This window comes from Micromonospora sp. NPDC047548, assembly GCF_040642975.1.
Taxonomy (GTDB): Bacteria; Actinomycetota; Actinomycetes; order Mycobacteriales; family Micromonosporaceae; genus Micromonospora.
On sequence record NZ_JBEYTI010000002.1, the window covers coordinates 219,282 to 233,397 of the forward strand.

16 protein-coding genes and 1 pseudogene are annotated in these 14,116 nt (G+C 74.2%); 7 read left to right on the plus strand and 10 right to left on the minus strand.

The features are described 5' to 3' along the window. Positions 1-41: 41 nt before the first annotated feature. Positions 42-336: pseudogene (locus ABZ807_RS02865) on the minus strand (snapalysin family zinc-dependent metalloprotease); the annotation flags it as partial. Positions 337-428: 92 nt separating this feature from the next. On the opposite strand from ABZ807_RS02865, the gene ABZ807_RS02870 reads away from it, so the two are divergent. Both ABZ807_RS02870 and ABZ807_RS02875 read left to right on the plus strand, forming a co-directional pair. Beyond that, positions 429-1,703 carry an MFS transporter gene (locus ABZ807_RS02870; protein WP_357151903.1) on the plus strand — a complete coding sequence of 425 codons (1,275 nt, stop codon included), beginning with the start codon at positions 429-431 and terminating at the stop codon, positions 1,701-1,703. A 13-nt stretch (positions 1,704-1,716) separates the two neighbouring features. After that, positions 1,717-2,250 (plus strand): GNAT family N-acetyltransferase, encoded by a 534-nt coding sequence (locus ABZ807_RS02875; protein WP_357151905.1) that lies wholly within the window; start codon positions 1,717-1,719, stop codon positions 2,248-2,250. Between the two features lie 9 nt (positions 2,251-2,259). Here ABZ807_RS02875 and ABZ807_RS02880 read toward each other — a convergent pair whose 3' ends face one another. The 4 genes from ABZ807_RS02880 to ABZ807_RS02895 are packed head-to-tail and all read right to left on the minus strand — an operon-like array spanning position 2,260 to position 5,843. Further along, entirely contained in the window at positions 2,260-2,517 is a 258-nt protein-coding gene (locus tag ABZ807_RS02880; RefSeq protein ID WP_357151908.1) for a UBP-type zinc finger domain-containing protein, read from the minus strand. Then, positions 2,514-4,094 carry a Na+/H+ antiporter gene (locus ABZ807_RS02885; protein ID WP_357151911.1) on the minus strand — a complete coding sequence of 527 codons (1,581 nt, stop codon included), beginning with the start codon at positions 4,092-4,094 and terminating at the stop codon, positions 2,514-2,516. Before ABZ807_RS02885 ends, ABZ807_RS02880 begins: the two co-directional genes overlap by 4 nt. A 60-nt stretch (positions 4,095-4,154) precedes the next feature. Next, positions 4,155-5,567 carry an NADP-dependent succinic semialdehyde dehydrogenase gene (locus ABZ807_RS02890; protein WP_357151913.1) on the minus strand — a complete coding sequence of 471 codons (1,413 nt, stop codon included), beginning with the start codon at positions 5,565-5,567 and terminating at the stop codon, positions 4,155-4,157. A gap of 12 nt (positions 5,568-5,579) precedes the next feature. Beyond that, a complete protein-coding gene (locus ABZ807_RS02895; RefSeq protein WP_357151916.1) occupies positions 5,580-5,843 on the minus strand; it encodes a DUF6343 family protein in 264 nt (87 codons plus the stop codon). A gap of 368 nt (positions 5,844-6,211) precedes the next feature. Between ABZ807_RS02895 and ABZ807_RS02900 the strand changes: the two genes are divergently transcribed. Both ABZ807_RS02900 and ABZ807_RS02905 read left to right on the plus strand, forming a co-directional pair. After that, positions 6,212-6,823: an antibiotic biosynthesis monooxygenase gene (locus tag ABZ807_RS02900; protein WP_357151919.1), complete on the plus strand. Its 612-nt coding sequence runs from the start codon at positions 6,212-6,214 to the stop codon at positions 6,821-6,823. A 130-nt stretch (positions 6,824-6,953) separates the two neighbouring features. Then, positions 6,954-7,805, plus strand: coding sequence for a GDSL-type esterase/lipase family protein (locus tag ABZ807_RS02905; RefSeq protein WP_357151921.1), 852 nt, complete (start codon positions 6,954-6,956; stop codon positions 7,803-7,805). Positions 7,806-7,954: 149 nt separating this feature from the next. On the opposite strand, the gene ABZ807_RS02910 is transcribed toward ABZ807_RS02905, so the two are convergent. The 3 genes from ABZ807_RS02910 to ABZ807_RS02920 all read right to left on the minus strand — a co-directional run bounded on the left by ABZ807_RS02910 (position 7,955) and on the right by ABZ807_RS02920 (position 9,865). Continuing rightward, positions 7,955-8,734, minus strand: coding sequence for an EcsC family protein (locus tag ABZ807_RS02910; protein WP_357151924.1), 780 nt, complete (start codon positions 8,732-8,734; stop codon positions 7,955-7,957). A gap of 35 nt (positions 8,735-8,769) precedes the next feature. Further along, complete coding sequence (locus ABZ807_RS02915; protein WP_357151926.1) at positions 8,770-8,916, minus strand: hypothetical protein; 147 nt, start codon at positions 8,914-8,916, stop codon at positions 8,770-8,772. Between the two features lie 73 nt (positions 8,917-8,989). Then, positions 8,990-9,865, minus strand: coding sequence for a peptidase M23 (locus tag ABZ807_RS02920; RefSeq protein WP_357151928.1), 876 nt, complete (start codon positions 9,863-9,865; stop codon positions 8,990-8,992). Between the two features lie 419 nt (positions 9,866-10,284). Between ABZ807_RS02920 and ABZ807_RS02925 the strand changes: the two genes are divergently transcribed. From ABZ807_RS02925 to ABZ807_RS02935, 3 genes are all read left to right on the plus strand, one after another. Beyond that, complete coding sequence (locus ABZ807_RS02925; RefSeq protein ID WP_357151931.1) at positions 10,285-11,205, plus strand: PAC2 family protein; 921 nt, start codon at positions 10,285-10,287, stop codon at positions 11,203-11,205. Positions 11,206-11,446: 241 nt separating this feature from the next. Further along, entirely contained in the window at positions 11,447-12,244 is a 798-nt protein-coding gene (locus ABZ807_RS02930; RefSeq protein ID WP_357151934.1) for an exodeoxyribonuclease III, read from the plus strand. Positions 12,245-12,348: 104 nt separating this feature from the next. Continuing rightward, positions 12,349-12,669: an antibiotic biosynthesis monooxygenase gene (locus tag ABZ807_RS02935; protein WP_357151938.1), complete on the plus strand. Its 321-nt coding sequence runs from the start codon at positions 12,349-12,351 to the stop codon at positions 12,667-12,669. Positions 12,670-12,691: 22 nt separating this feature from the next. Here ABZ807_RS02935 and ABZ807_RS02940 read toward each other — a convergent pair whose 3' ends face one another. After that, the gene (locus ABZ807_RS02940; protein ID WP_357151940.1) at positions 12,692-13,375 is read right to left on the minus strand and encodes a class F sortase; all 684 of its coding nucleotides are present in this window, start codon (positions 13,373-13,375) and stop codon (positions 12,692-12,694) included. Between the two features lie 8 nt (positions 13,376-13,383). Next, positions 13,384-13,869 (minus strand): hypothetical protein, encoded by a 486-nt coding sequence (locus tag ABZ807_RS02945; RefSeq protein ID WP_357152238.1) that lies wholly within the window; start codon positions 13,867-13,869, stop codon positions 13,384-13,386. Between the last annotated feature and the right edge of the window lie 247 nt (positions 13,870-14,116).

Here is a 14,116-nt window from a genome sequence, read left to right on the forward strand (position 1 = left end):
CAGTTTCCGCCGGCGCGGGCCGGTCAGACCGGGCGACGCATGACCCGGGAGGCCTCGGCCGCGCTCGGGTACGCGTTCTTGCAGGGACACCGGCGCGCTGCTGCCGGACATCAGGTCGGAGCAGAGCCCGGTGCGCTTGTCGGGCAGGCCGAGGATGTGGCCCATCTCGTGGGTGGCGATCCGGGTCCGGTCATAGCCCTGGTCCACCGCCTACCACCCCATCCACACCCGGCCGGAGCCGAGCCCGGTCGGCTGCGCGCGCGGCCAGCCGTCGTCGACGTAGACGGTGACGTTGCCGGGCGTACGGGGCGGAACATATCGATGACTGTCGGTGGAATAGTGGAATCGTCAGTTGGTGGGCGTAGGTGTGACCGGCGTCGCCCGCGCCGGGACCCTGGGACAACGCCCCGGCCCATACGGTCGACCCGATGGCCTCTTTCACCCGCTGGTCGCCGCTGCCGCCACCCGGCCGGCTGCGCACCCTGGCCATGGCCACCCTCGCCAACACGCTCGGCTCGGGGCTCTGGCTGGCCGGCGCACCCATCTACCTGACCCAGGACATCGGTCTCAGCGCCTCCTCGGTCGGACTCGGGTTGACCGTGGCCGGGCTGCTGGGGCTGACCGCCGCCGTACCGCTCGGCGGCCTGGCCGACCGGCGCGACCCGCGCACCCTGCGCGCGCTGCTGCAACTGCTTCAGGCCGCGGTCGCCGCGTCGTACCTGCTGGTCGGTTCGTTCCCGGGGTTTCTCGCGGTGGCGGTGCTGGACGCGCTGCTGACCTCCGGCAACCTGGCGGTCCGCGCCGCCCTGGTCGCCGCCGTCGGCGGACCCGAGGGGCGGATACCCGCGTTCGCCACCCTGCGCGCGGTAGCCAATCTGGGTATCGCGGCCGGGGCCGGGCTCGCCGGGTTCGCCCTGGCGGCCGACACGCACCTGGCGTACCAGGTGCTGGTGGTCGGGAACACGACCACCTACCTGGTGTCCGCCGCGCTGCTGCTGCGGCTGCCGGCCTACCCGCCCGCGGCCGCCGGGACGCAGGCGGCGGCGCCGCGCCGGACGCGGGCGCTGCGGGACGGGCCGTTCCTGGCGGTCAGCGGGGCCTCTGCCGTGCTGGCCCTGCACTGGACGGTGCTCACCCTGATCGTGCCGCTGTGGACAGTCAGCCGCACCGGCGCCCCGCCGGTCGTCGTGTCGGCGGTGCTGCTGACCAACACCGCGCTCACCGTGCTGCTGGCGGTGCGGCTCGGCCGGGGCGCGGAGGCCGCCGCCCCGGCCGCGCGGGCGATGCGCCGCGCCGGCCTGGTCCTGGCCGCGGCGATGCTGCTGTACGCGGCCACCGCCGGCCTCCCGGCCGTGGCGGCGACCGGGCTGCTGCTGTTCGCCACCGCCGTCTACACCTTCGGCGACCTGTGGCACGGCACCGCCGGGGCGGGCCTCGCGTACGGCCTGGCCGCGCCGGACGCGATCGGGGCATACCAGGGGGTGGACGGGGTGTTCGCCGGTCTCGCCCGGGCCGCCGGCCCGGCGTTGCTGACCTGGGCGGTCCTGGACGGCGGGGTCGCCGGGTGGATCGGCGTGGCCGCCCTGTTCGCCGCCGTCGGGCTGCTCGTCCCGGCGCTGACGCAGTGGGCGGTCGCCACCCGGGACCGTCGAGCGGTCCCCGGTGCCAGCGGGCACGCCGCGCATCGACCCGCGTCGCTGTAGCAGCATGTCGACCATGACCGATCAGGAGACCCTCACTGTCCGGCCCGGCGGTCCGGCCGACGCGACCACCGTGCTGCGGCTGCTCGACACCGCGACCGCCTGGCTGGCGGCCCGGGGCCGCACCGGCCAGTGGGGCACCGAGCCCGCTTCCGCCGATCGCCGCCGGATCGCCCAGGCCGAGAGCTGGGCGGCGGGCGGGGGACTCCACCTGGCCCGGCTCGGCGACACCCCGGTCGGCGCGCTGGTGGTCGGCGCGGCCACCGACTACGTTCCACCGCCCACCGAGCCGGAACTGTACGTCAACCTGCTGGTCACCGACCGGACGTACGCCGGTCGGGGGATCGGGGCCCGGCTGCTGGCGCACGCGGCGGAACTGGCCCGCCAACGCGGCCTGGACCTGCTGCGGGTGGACTGCTACGCCGGGGCGGACCGGGCGCTGGTCCGCTTCTACGAGAGCTGCGGCTTCACCGCCACCGACCCGTTCACGGTGCAGCGCCCCGGCCGCGAGCCGTGGCCCGGCCAGGTGCTCGCCCGCCGCCTGCGGTAGCCCGGCGACTCAGCCGATCTCCTCGTCGACGAAGCACCAGCGCCAGGCCTCCCCCGGCTGAATCGAGCGCATCACCGGGTGGCCGCTGGACTCGAAGTGCTTCGTCGCGTGCTGGTACGGCGAGGAGTCGCAGCAGCCGACGCGCCCGCAGGTCAGGCAGGCGCGCAGGTGCACCCAGTAGTCGTTGCCGACGGCGACGCAGTCCGGGCAGGCATCCCGGGTCTGCGGCTCGGCGTCACCCGCCTCGGCGAGGTGCTGGCAACTCATTCGTCGGCCTCCCGGCTCAGCAACGACTCCTCCAGATCCAGGTCACGATATGCCCGCACCAGCACCTCCTGCGGAATCCGCCCGGAATCGCGCGCGTTCCGGAACACCTCCCGCTCCGCGTCGATCATCTCCTGCCGCAACCGGCCGTACGCCTGCGAGGGGGTTTCCTGGTCGGCGCCACCCAACCGCTCCCAGGCCAGGTTGGTGCGCGCCTCCAGCAGCCCGCGCAACCGCTCCACCACCGTCGTCGGCGCGCTCGGCGCCAGCTCGTACAGGCGGTCCCGGGCCGCCTTGCTGGCCTGCTGCTGCACCGCCGCAGCGGAGAGCGCGTCCTGCACCGGGTCGTCCGGCGGCAGCTTGAGCCGGCGGGCCACCAGCGGCAGGGTGGCGCCCTGCACCACCAGGGTCACCACGATCACCGCGAAGGCCAGCCAGATGAACAGCTCCCGCTGGTACGACCGGCCGCCGGCCAGGGTCAGCGGCAGGGCCAGCGCGGCGGCCAGGGTCACCACCCCGCGCATCCCGGCCCAGCCGATGACGATGGGCACCCGCACCGGCGGCGCCGGTTCGCGAAGCCGCACCCGGGGCACCAGCCGGGCCAGGTAGGTGGCGGGGAAGAGCCAGACGAACCGGGACAGGACGACGGCGAGCAGCACCGCGACGGTGACGCCGACCAGCCAGCCGAGCGGCTCGTCGAGGGAGCGGACCACGTCGCGCAGTTGCAGGCCGACCAACAGGAAGACCAGCCCCTCCAGCAGGAACCGGGCCAGCCGCCAGAACGCGCCGATCTGGAGCCGGGAGGCCGCCGACATCAGCAGCGGCATCCGGTGGCCGATGCCGAGCCCCGTCACCACGACGGCGACCACCCCGGAGGCGTGGATCTCCTCGGCGGCGAAGACCACCGCGAACGGTACGATCAGCGACAGCGCGTTGTCGAGTACCGCGTCGGTGATCCGCTTGTGCAGGTAGCCGAAGACCAGCACGCCGAGCAGGCCGACCAGGACGCCGCCGCCCGTGGCGACCAGCACCTCCCGGGCCACCTCACCGAACTCCACCCGGCCGCCGCTCGCGGTGGCGGCGATGATCGAGACGCGGAGCAGCACCAGCGCGGTCGCGTCGTTGACCAGGCTCTCGCCCTCCAGGATGGTGACGATCCGGCGGGGCAGCCCGACCCGCCGGGCCACCGCGGTGGCGGCGATCGCGTCGGGCGGCGCCACCACCGCGCCGAGGGCCAGGCAGATCGCGTACGGCAGGTGCGGCAGGAGCAGGTGCACGACGGTGCCCACCACGAACGCGGTGAACAGCACCAGCCCCACCGCGAGCAGCAGGATCGGCCGCAGGTTGAGCCGGAACGCCGGCACCGACGTCTCCAGGGCCGCGACGTAGAGCAGCGGCGGCAGGATGCCGACCAGGACCAGGTTCGGGTCGAGACGCACCTGCGGGAAGCCAGGCAGGAAGGACAGGGCGAGACCGAGGACGACCAGCAGGATCGGCGCGAGCAGGCCCAGCCGCCGGGCCAGCGCCGCGCCGAACGTCGCGATCGCGAGGATGACCACGACCTCGAACAGAGGCTCCATGGGGTACGAGCCTATGGGGCGCGCCGGCGGGACGAGGTCAGCGCCCGGTCAAGGGCCGCACTACTCGGCGTGCGCGCCCGCGCCGGCCGACGCCGCGCCCTCCCCCACCCAGACGGTCTTGGTGTTGCAGAACTCCCGCATGCCGACCGCGGACAGCTCGCGGCCGTACCCGGAGTTCTTCACCCCGCCGAACGGCAGTTCGGGATAGGACGTCGTCATCCCGTTGATGAACACGCTGCCGGCGTCCAGGTCGGTGGCGAAGCGCTCCTGCTCCTGCGGGTCCGTGGTCCAGGCGTTCGAGCCGAGGCCGAAGGCGGTGCCGTTGGCCACCTCGATCGCCTCGGCGTACGACGAGACCCGGTAGAGGCCGGCGACCGGCCCGAAGACCTCCTCCGACCACATCCGCATCTGCGGGTTCAGGTCGGTCACCACGGTGGGCGGGTAGTACCAGCCATCGCCGGCGGGCTTCTCACCGCCGCAGAGCACGGTGGCGCCGTGGTCCATCGCGTCCTGCACCTGGGCGTGGATGTCGTCCCGGCCGCGCTCGCTGGCCAGCGGCCCGACGTCGGTGTCGGCGTCCATCGGGTCGCCGACCCGCAGCGCCGACATGGCGACGGCGAACTTCTCGGCGAAGGCGTCGAAGACGTCGGTGTGCACGATGAACCGCTTGGCGGCGATGCAGGACTGGCCGTTGTTCTGGCACCGGGCGGTGGTGGCGACCTCGGCGGCGCGGTCCAGGTCGGCGGAGGGCATCACCACGAACGGGTCGCTGCCACCGAGTTCCAGCACCGTCTTCTTCAGCTCCCGGCCGGCGATCTGGGCGATCGAGCGGCCCGCCCCCTCGCTGCCGGTCAGTGTGGCGGCGCGTACCCGCGGGTCACTGAGGATCCGGTCCACCGCCTCGGAGCCGACCAGCAGGGTGGTGAAGGCGCCCTCGGGGAAGCCGGCGCGGCGGAACAACTCCTCCAGGTACAGGGCGGTCTGCGGCACGTTTGAGGCGTGCTTGAGCAGGCCGGTGTTGCCGGCCATCAGCGCCGGAGCGGCGAACCGCATCACCTGCCAGAGCGGGAAGTTCCACGGCATCACCGCGAGCACCGGCCCGATCGGCTGGTACCGCACGAACGCGCGCTTCGCCTTGACCGCGCCGGCGTCGGCGGGCTCGTCGGCGAGCATCCGCTCCGCGTTGGCCGCGTAGAACCGGCAGGCGGTGGCGCACTTGGTCACCTCGGCCTTCGCCGCCGCGTACGTCTTGCCCATCTCGGTGGTCATCAGCCGGGCGGTGGAGTCCCGGTCGGCGTCGAGCAGGTCGGCCGCCTTGTTCATCCACTGCACCCGCTGGGCGAGCGTGGTGCCGTGCAGGTCCCGGAACGCCACGTCGGCGCGTTCGATCGCGGCGTCGATCTGCTCGGCCGACATCGGGTCGTACGACTTGAGCACCTGGCCGGTGGCGGGACTGGTGGTGGCGATGGGCATCTCGTACTCCTGTCACTCGAAGAGTGAGTGCCGCGCGCCCGGCTCCTCACGGTGGCGCGCGGCGCGGCGGCGCTGGATGACGGCCAGGTCGACCACGGCGACCGCGGCGAAGACCGCGCACGCCACGCCCAGCCAGATCACGTCGGCCAGGAAGGCCAGCACCGCGAAGACGGTCATGCTGATCAGGCCGAACACGGCCAGCGCGAGCCGGAGGTTCAGCGCGCTGTACGCGTGGCCGACCGTGCCACGGGCGCGCCGGGGCTGCGATCTCGTCATTCCTCCGGGCTACCCCCGCAGGACCGGCCCTAACCGGCCGTCGCGGCCACCGGCCGCCACCCCACCGCCGCCCGGCCACCGCCCGACCACCGCCCGACCGCCGCCCGGCCACCGTTTGCGGCATGTCGCGCTCTCCCGCCGCCACGTCACCGCGACATGCCGCAAACCGCGCGGGCCGACGAGCGCGGGGCGGTGAGCACGGGGCGGTGAGCACGGGGCGGTGAGCACGGGGCGGTGAGCACGGGGCGGTGAGCACGGGGCGGTGAGCACGGCCACGGGGCGGGTATGCCGTGCAGGCGGCGGTGGGTTGCGTTACACCGGTGCGGAGCCACCGGGCCGACACCGGCGAGGGCGGGAAGGATGGGGGCATGACCATGACCCACGCGGTGCCGGTGACCGTCGCCATCGCCCGACGAGCCGACCCCGCGCGGGCCCACGAGATGGTCGCCTGGATGCGGGCCGGCAGCGCGCTGGCCGAGAGCTTCCCGGGATTCCTCGGGGTGGGCTGGGTGCAGAGCGGCCCCGGCTCACCGGAGTGGCACATGCTCTACCGCTTCGCCGACCACGAGACGCTGCGCCGCTGGGAGGAGTCCCCGCAGCGGCACTGGTGGCTCACCTCGGCGCAGGGCATCGTCGAGCACACCCGGGTCGAGCGGCGCACCGGGATCGAGGGGTGGTTCGACCCGCCGGTCGACCACGTGGTCGAGACCCTGGTGCCGGCCGCCGGCGAGCCGGCCGCGCCGCCGTCCCCGCCGCGCTGGAAACAGGCGGTGACGATCTGGCTGGCGTTCTTCCCGCTGAGCCTGGCCGCCACCCTGCTCACCGCCCGGTTCGTCGGCGGGCTGCCGCTGGCGGTGCGGACGCTGGGCATCACGCTCTGCCTGACCCCGCTGATGACGTACCTGGTGCTGCCCCGGATCACCCGGGCGCTGCACTGGTGGCTGCACGGGCAGCGGCCGCCGTGGCGGGCCGGCCACTGAACCGTCATATCAAATCCATGTTTCTAAATATTTATTCTGCCTGAAAGTCGACACGAGCGGACCGATCCGGCCCGCCGTCCCCGTATGGTTACCGCGCTGTCGCTCTGCGCCGCCGGACCGGGGGAAGACAATGCCTCGACGCTGGGTCGCCGCCGTCGCCTGCCTGCTGGCGCTGGTCGCCCTCGCCTGTGAGGAGGGGGGCAGCGCGTCGCCCCGGCCGTCGCGGGAGTCCAGCCAGCCCGGGCTGCCCACCACCATGGCCGCGCTCGGCGACTCGATCACCACCGGCTTCGGCTCCTGCCTCGTGCTCACCTCGTGCCAGCGCAACTCGTGGTCCACGGGGGACGGCATCCGGGTGGAGAGCCACTACCGCCGGCTGCTCGACGCCAACCCCGGCATCCGCGGCCGGGCCAACAACCACGCCGTGCCCGGCGCCCGGGCCGAGGCGCTGGCCGGGCAGGCCGAGGCGGCCGTGCGCGACAAGGCCGACTACGTGACCGTGCTGATCGGCGCCAACGACGCCTGCCGCGACGACATCGACACGATGACGCCGGTGCCGACGTTCCGCACCCAGGTCGACCGCGGCCTACGGGCGCTGCGCAAGGGGCGGCCGAAGGCGCGGGTGCTGGTGGTCAGCATCCCGGATCTGTACCGGCTCTGGGAGGTCGGGCACACCGAGTCGCGGGCCACCCGGGTCTGGCGGGCCGGCATCTGCCCGTCACTGTTGGCCAACCCGACCTCCACCGCGCCGGCCGACCGGGCCCGCCGGGCCACATTCCGGCAGCGCATCGAGGACTACAACGCCGAGTTGAAAGCGGCCTGCCGGGCGTACGGGTCGCGCTGCCGGCACGACGGTGGGGCGGCGCACCGGGTGCGCTTCACCCTGGACGAGGTGAACGCGCTGGACTGGTTCCACCCCAACGTGGCCGGGCAGAATCGGCTCGCCGACGTCAGCTTCTCGAGCGCCGGCTGGCGGCTCTGACCGCCGCCGGGCCACCGGCCGGCGCGACCCCGGGCGGGGGGTCGAGGCGGATCGGGCGCGTCGCGGCCCGGATCCCTGCGGCGGAACACCTCCGCATCCGCGAAACGGCGGCGCCCCGGAGACCGGGGCACCGCCGTACCGAGGCGGGGTCAGGAACGGCGGGGTTGCGGCACGCCGCCCCGACCGCTGCCGTAGAGCGCGCGGGCGCGCTCGGCGAGGTCCTTGGTGGCCGAGGAGTTCGCCCAGGTGCCGAGGATGATGGCAGCGCCCGGCACCACCTTGGCGAACATCCGCTTCGCCACGCGGACGCCGGCCATCTGGGCCAGCCGCACACCGAGGTGGAGCATCACCCTGCCGAGCGGGTTCTGCGCGCCGTGGCCGAAGAGGGCCCCGGCGCGTTCCCGCCCCGCCGCCACGCCCAGGGCCAGCCGGGCGCCCTCGGCGGCCTTGTGCACCTTCTGCAGCACCAGCAGGTCGGTGGCCCGGTCCGGGTGCACCGGGTCGACCCCGTACGCGGCGGCGATGTGCAGCACCAGCCGCGCCTGGGTCCAGGCCAGCACGCCGACGTCGATCACCGCGCCGGGCAGGCCAGCCGCCCCGGAGACCGCCCCCGAGAGGCGGGCCTGGTTGACGAACTTGCGGACCGCCTGCTCGGCAAGGTCGTCGGCGGAGGCGTCGGGGCGCTCGGCGCGGGCCCGGGCGGCCCACTCGGCGGCCTCCGGCCCCAGCCGGCGCACCGCCTCCAGGGCGAGGTGCTCCGGGGCGTACTGGGGGTCGTCCCGCATCCGGTCCCAGAGCCGGCCCGGCGGCGCCTCGGGGGCGTCCGGCTCCCCCGCCCGCCCGACCGGCGGGGTGACCACCGCGGCGGGACCGGCCGGCGGCGGGGTGGGGGCCGTAGGTTCGTCGTCGACGGGCGCGGCGTCGGTCACAGGTGCTCCCGGTGTCGAGGGCGAGCGGGGGACGATCAGCGGCGGCGGCTGGAGATCCGGGCGGCCACCTGCTTGAGCCTGACCTGGTTCTCCGGCTTGGCCAACTCGCGCCTGCCCCGGTCGACCAGCTGCCGCCCGCGCGGCGACCGCAGGAACGCGCTGATCCGCTGCACCAGTGACATGTCGTCCTCCATTCGGTGGTCCTGCGTCATGTGTACCCCGACGCGACAACCGACAACCGGCAACCGGCGCGGGTCAGGCCAGGATGGCCCGAACCACCTCGGTCGCCCGCCACTCGTGCTGGGCGTACGCCCAGGGGAACGCGGAGACCTGCACGGCCTGGGCGGCATCGGTCAGCGGCAGATCCTGCCAGCCGGGGATCTCCACCAGCGCGGAGAGGAACGCCTCGGTGGCGTACTCCGGGACCATCAGGTCGCGGACCTCGCCCCAGCCGCTGCTGGGCCGCTGCTGGAACAGCCCGACCGAGTCGTGGTCCCACCCGATGGCCTGGTGCGGGTAGTTCTGCGACTCGGGCAGCACGCCGCTGGCGTAGTTGTAGAGGTTGCTCTCCTGCATGGCGGTGGCCACGGCGATGATCAGGGCCTGCCGGGGCACGCCCATCTTCCGGCCGGCCTTGACGATGGCCTTGGCGTTGTCCATCTGGGTCTCGTCCAGGCCGGCAACCGGGGCAATCCGCTTCGGCTTGGGCTTGGGCTTGGGCTTGGGCTTGGGCTTCGCCGTCGCGGTCGGCGACGGGGGGGCGGTCGGGCTGGCCACGGCGGGGGTGGGGGTCGCGGTGACCGGGGTACGCGCCTGGCCCCGGGAGGCGGCGGCCTCCTGCGCCCGCTCGGCGAGCACCGGCTGGGCGGCGACCGGGTCGAGCCGGTCGCCCGGCAGGGCCTGCACGCCGGCGAAGGCCGCCACGCCGAGGCAGGTGACCACGCCGGTGGCGAGCGCGACCCGCCCGCGGCGGGCCAGGGGGTTAGCGAGGGCGCCGAGGCGGGTACGGAGAGAGGGGGTCGCCGCGATGCCACGGAGAACGCCGACCTGAACGGACGAGGGGGTATCGTCCGAACGGCCAGTCGTGCCCTCGTGGGCGTGCTGGTCGTCGATGGTGTCGTCGTCACGCATCTGACGAGGCTAGGCAGGCGATCCGCCGGCCACCCAGCGCCAGGAAGTGGCCCTGACCACATTCCGGCACCGCCGACCCGGACGGGCTGGTGGTGCGACGCGCCCGCGGTGTGTAACGCCGCAGAACCGGCATCTCGGAAGCGCCGCCGGGGGTCGGGAGACCCGGAGCAGCCGGGCCGACACCGCCGTCGCCGTGCACATGATCCACCACATCCACCGTTGGTATGAGCGCGTGGCGGCGAACGGGCAGGCGCACATCGGATGATCGCCGAAATGCGGGACTTCATCCACCTTTGATCACCGGGGTCGCGGCGGACCGCCCGTTGACGGAATGGATACCGACGGCGGGTACGTTCGGCGAACCGGGAGCCGTGCGCGCACGGCGGCCCGTACGCGCGTTTCCTCAGGAGGTCCGACCGGTGCTCGACCCACACGAGCTCTACCAGCTCACCGACGATCTGCCCGACCTTGGACAGCCGGTGCTGATCCAGGCGCTGACCGGCTTCGTCGACGCCGGCAGCGCGAGCCGCCTGGCCCGCGAGCAGCTGCTCACCTCGCTGGAGTCGCGTCAGATCGCCACCTTCGACGTCGACCAACTCTTCGACTACCGCTCCCGCCGCCCGGTGATGACCTTCGTCGAGGACCACTGGGAGCACTACGACGCGCCGGAGCTGGCGCTGCACGTGCTGCACGACGACGACGAGACCCCCTTCCTGCTGCTCACCGGCCCGGAGCCGGACCTGCAGTGGGAGCGGTTCGTGGCCGCGGTGGCCGCCCTGGCCACCCGGCTCGACGTCCGGCTCACCGCCGGGCTGAACTCGATCCCGATGGCCGTGCCGCACACCCGCCCCACCGGGGTGACCGCCCACGCCACCCGGCGCGAGCTGATCGTCGGCCACGAGCCCTGGCTGCAGCGGGTGCAGGTGCCGGGCAGCGTCGGGCACCTGCTGGAGTACCGGCTCGGCGAGGCGGGCCGGGACGCGATCGGCTTCGCCGCACACGTGCCGCACTACGTCGCCCAGACCGAGTACCCGGCCGCCGCCGAGGTGCTGCTCTCCTCGGTCTCCCGCAGCACCGGGCTGCTGCTGCCCAGCGACGGCCTGCGGGCGGCCGCCGAGGTGGTGCGGGTCGAGATCGACCGGCAGGTCGCGCAGACCGACGAGGCCGCCACGCTGGTGCAGGCCCTGGAGGAACAGTACGACGCGTTCGCCCGCGGGCGTGGCGAAAAGAACCTGCTGGCCGCCGAGGCCGGGCCGCTGCCCACGGCCGACGAGCTCGGCGCCGAGCTGGAGCGGTTCCTGGCCGAGCAGACCCGACCCGGCGACACCCCGAACGGCTGACCCGGCTGCCCGACTGAGCCGGGATGCGGCCAACCGCCATACCCGCAGCGCCGACCACGCGGGCCCAGCACAGTCGAACATGCGACGCGCCGACGCGGCTCAACCGGCTCACCGACTGAGCCGGGATGCGGCCAACCGCCATACCCGCAGCGCCGACCACGCGGGCCCAGCACAGTCGATCATGCGACGCGCCGACGCGGCTCAACCGGCGCGTCGGGGCGGGATACGGCAGGCTGGAGACATGCGCCTGGCGACCTGGAACGTGAACTCGGTGAAGGCCCGCCTGCCCCGGCTGCTCGACTGGCTGGCCACCACCGGCCCCGACGTGGTCTGCCTGCAGGAAACGAAGTGCCCTGACGGCTCCTTCCCGGTCGCCGAGGTGGGCGAGCTGGGCTACGAGGTGGCCAGCCACAGCGACGGCCGGTGGAACGGGGTGGCGATCCTGTCCCGGGTCGGCCTGGCCGACGTGGCGGTCGGGTTTCCCGGCGAGCCCGGGTTCCCCGAGCCGGAGGCGCGGGCCATCTCGGCCAGCTGCGACGGAGTCCGGGTCTGGTCGGTGTACGTGCCCAACGGGCGTGCCCCCGACGACCCGCACTACGCGTACAAGCTGGCCTGGCTCGTCGCGCTGCGGGACGCCCTGGAGCCGGAGCTGGCGGGCGGTGCGCCGGTGGCGGTCTGCGGCGACTTCAACGTCGCCCCCACCGACGCCGACGTCTGGGATCCGGCGCTCTTCGTCACCTCCACCCACGTCACGCCGGCCGAGCGGGCGGCCCTCGCGGCGCTGCGCGACCTCGGGCTCGTCGACGTGGTGCCCACCCCGCTGAAGGGCCCACACCCCTACACGTACTGGGACTACCGGGCCGGGATGTTCCACCAGAACAAGGGCATGCGGATCGACCTCGTGTACGCCTCCGCGCCGTTCGCCCGGGCGGTCCGCTCGGCGTACGTCGACCGGGAGGCCCGCAAGGGCAAGGGCCCCTCCGACCACGCCCCGATCGTGGTCGACGCCGACCTGGTGCCGGCGGTCGAGTCATTCTGAGCCGAGGCCGACGCGGCCGGTCCGGCGGGCGCGGGCCGGTCAGCCGGCGTGTGGCGCGAGCGGACCGCCCGGCCGGGTGGTCGGCGGCTGGTTAGGGTGAAGCCATGGCAATCGTGAAGATCAACGCGATCGACGTCCCGTCCGGCGCCGGCGAGGAGCTGGAGAAGCGGTTCGCCGCCCGGGCCGGCGCGGTGGAGAACTCCCCCGGCTTCCTCGGCTTCGAGCTGCTCCGCCCGGTCGCCGGGGAGAGCCGCTACTTCGTCTACACCCGCTGGGAGAACGAGGAGGCGTACCAGGCGTGGGCGGCCGGCCCGTCCCGCGCCGCGCACGCCGGTGGCGAGGGCGGCGAGCAGCGGCGGCCGGTCGCCTCCGGCGCGACGCTGCTGGAGTTCGAGGTCGTCCAGCAGGTCGCCGGCAAGGGCTGACCACCCGGGGCGGCCCGGCCGGTCAGGGCTCGTGGGTGTCGGCCAGCGACGCGAAGGCGATGACGTTGTCCTCGTAGCCGGTCCGGCCGCCGACCCACGCTCCACCGCAGGTGATCAGCCGCAGCGCGGACGGGCCGTCGCTGCCGTAGACGCGGTCGGCGGGCAGGTTCGACTTGTCGAAGTGTTCGACCGAGTCGACCGTGAACACGACGACTGCGCGGTCCTGGCGGGTCACCTCGATCCGGTCGCCGGGCTTGAGCTTGCGCAGGTCGTAGAAGACGGCCGGGCCGCTCTTGGAGTCGACGTGCCCGACGATGATGGCCCGGCCCGGCTCACCTGGGGTGGGACTGCGGTCGTACCAGCCGGTCTCCTGGTGCCGGCTCAGCGGCGGCACGTCGATCGAACCGTCCTTCGCCTGGCCCACCGGGGCCACCGGGGCGGTCACCCGGATCGCCGGCACCGCCAGGCTCACCGGGCGGCTGGCCGGCAACCCGCCGCGCCCGGCGGCGGCGGGGCGCTCCTGCGCGCTCACCGGGCGCTGTTGGCCGGCGGCCCAGTCCAGCGGCCCGACCGTACGCCCGAGACCGGCGCCGGTGGCGAAGACGCCGAGCAGCACCAGCGCCACCGCGACCGGCACCGACCAGGGGCTGCGGGCCGGGATCCGATCGCGGCGGGCGGCCGGTGTGGAGGCGGGTGGCGAGGTCATCGCGGCGCTCAGCCTCGGGCGGCGCCACGGGGGCGGCGGGCCGCGACGATGCCGACGGCCGCCCCGGCGATGGTCAGGGCCAGGCCGCCGGGGACCAGCAGGCCGTTCAGGCCGTTGCCGGCGGCGCCGCCGAAGCCGGTGTGCGGGCCGGGGCTGGGCCTCGCCGACCTGACCACCTGGAGCATGGTCGAGGCGGTGACGCCGTCCCGGCACTCCAGCTTCACCCGGTAGTTGCCGGGCCGGGTGCGCTCGTTGACCATCGCGGACGCAGTCAGCTCACCACGCTGGGGGTGCACCTGCACCCGGCCGAAAGCGTCGGAGACGACGGTCGCCGGGACGGAGTTGTCTCGGCAGTTGGCCCGGATGCCGACCAGGTAGCCGGGCTGCACGGGGCTCGGGTGCACCTCGACGAAGACGACGTCGCCGGGGCGTGGCTGCCGATCGCCCGGCTGCTCCGGCCAGTCCGGGCTCGGCTCACCGGGGCCCGGGGCCACCGCGGGTGGCGGGGCGGCGAGCGCCGGGCCCGCCCCGAGCAGCGCCGGACCGAGGGCACCGAAGGTGATCGCCAACGCGGTGCGCTGGAGCGAAACCGACACCCTGCCCCCTTCCGGCGTCCTCGGGCAGACCCGGGGCAGCGGGGCACCGGCCTGCCGTACGGGATGAATCGTCTCACCCCCGGGCGTACATCACATCCGATACTCCGGAACCGTCGCGTACGCTCGGGTCGCTGTGACCACCACC

Coding starts and splice junctions, on each gene's coding strand:
- ABZ807_RS02870 (WP_357151903.1), top strand. CDS start 429: ATGGCCTCTTTCACCCGCTGGTCGCCGCTGCCGCCACCCGGCCGGCTG.
- ABZ807_RS02875 (WP_357151905.1), top strand. CDS start 1,717: ATGACCGATCAGGAGACCCTCACTGTCCGGCCCGGCGGTCCGGCCGAC.
- ABZ807_RS02880 (WP_357151908.1), bottom strand. CDS start 2,517: ATGAGTTGCCAGCACCTCGCCGAGGCGGGTGACGCCGAGCCGCAGACC.
- ABZ807_RS02885 (WP_357151911.1), bottom strand. CDS start 4,094: ATGGAGCCTCTGTTCGAGGTCGTGGTCATCCTCGCGATCGCGACGTTC.
- ABZ807_RS02890 (WP_357151913.1), bottom strand. CDS start 5,567: ATGCCCATCGCCACCACCAGTCCCGCCACCGGCCAGGTGCTCAAGTCG.
- ABZ807_RS02895 (WP_357151916.1), bottom strand. CDS start 5,843: ATGACGAGATCGCAGCCCCGGCGCGCCCGTGGCACGGTCGGCCACGCG.
- ABZ807_RS02900 (WP_357151919.1), top strand. CDS start 6,212: ATGACCATGACCCACGCGGTGCCGGTGACCGTCGCCATCGCCCGACGA.
- ABZ807_RS02905 (WP_357151921.1), top strand. CDS start 6,954: ATGCCTCGACGCTGGGTCGCCGCCGTCGCCTGCCTGCTGGCGCTGGTC.
- ABZ807_RS02915 (WP_357151926.1), bottom strand. CDS start 8,916: ATGTCACTGGTGCAGCGGATCAGCGCGTTCCTGCGGTCGCCGCGCGGG.
- ABZ807_RS02920 (WP_357151928.1), bottom strand. CDS start 9,865: ATGCGTGACGACGACACCATCGACGACCAGCACGCCCACGAGGGCACG.
- ABZ807_RS02930 (WP_357151934.1), top strand. CDS start 11,447: ATGCGCCTGGCGACCTGGAACGTGAACTCGGTGAAGGCCCGCCTGCCC.
- ABZ807_RS02935 (WP_357151938.1), top strand. CDS start 12,349: ATGGCAATCGTGAAGATCAACGCGATCGACGTCCCGTCCGGCGCCGGC.
- ABZ807_RS02940 (WP_357151940.1), bottom strand. CDS start 13,375: ATGACCTCGCCACCCGCCTCCACACCGGCCGCCCGCCGCGATCGGATC.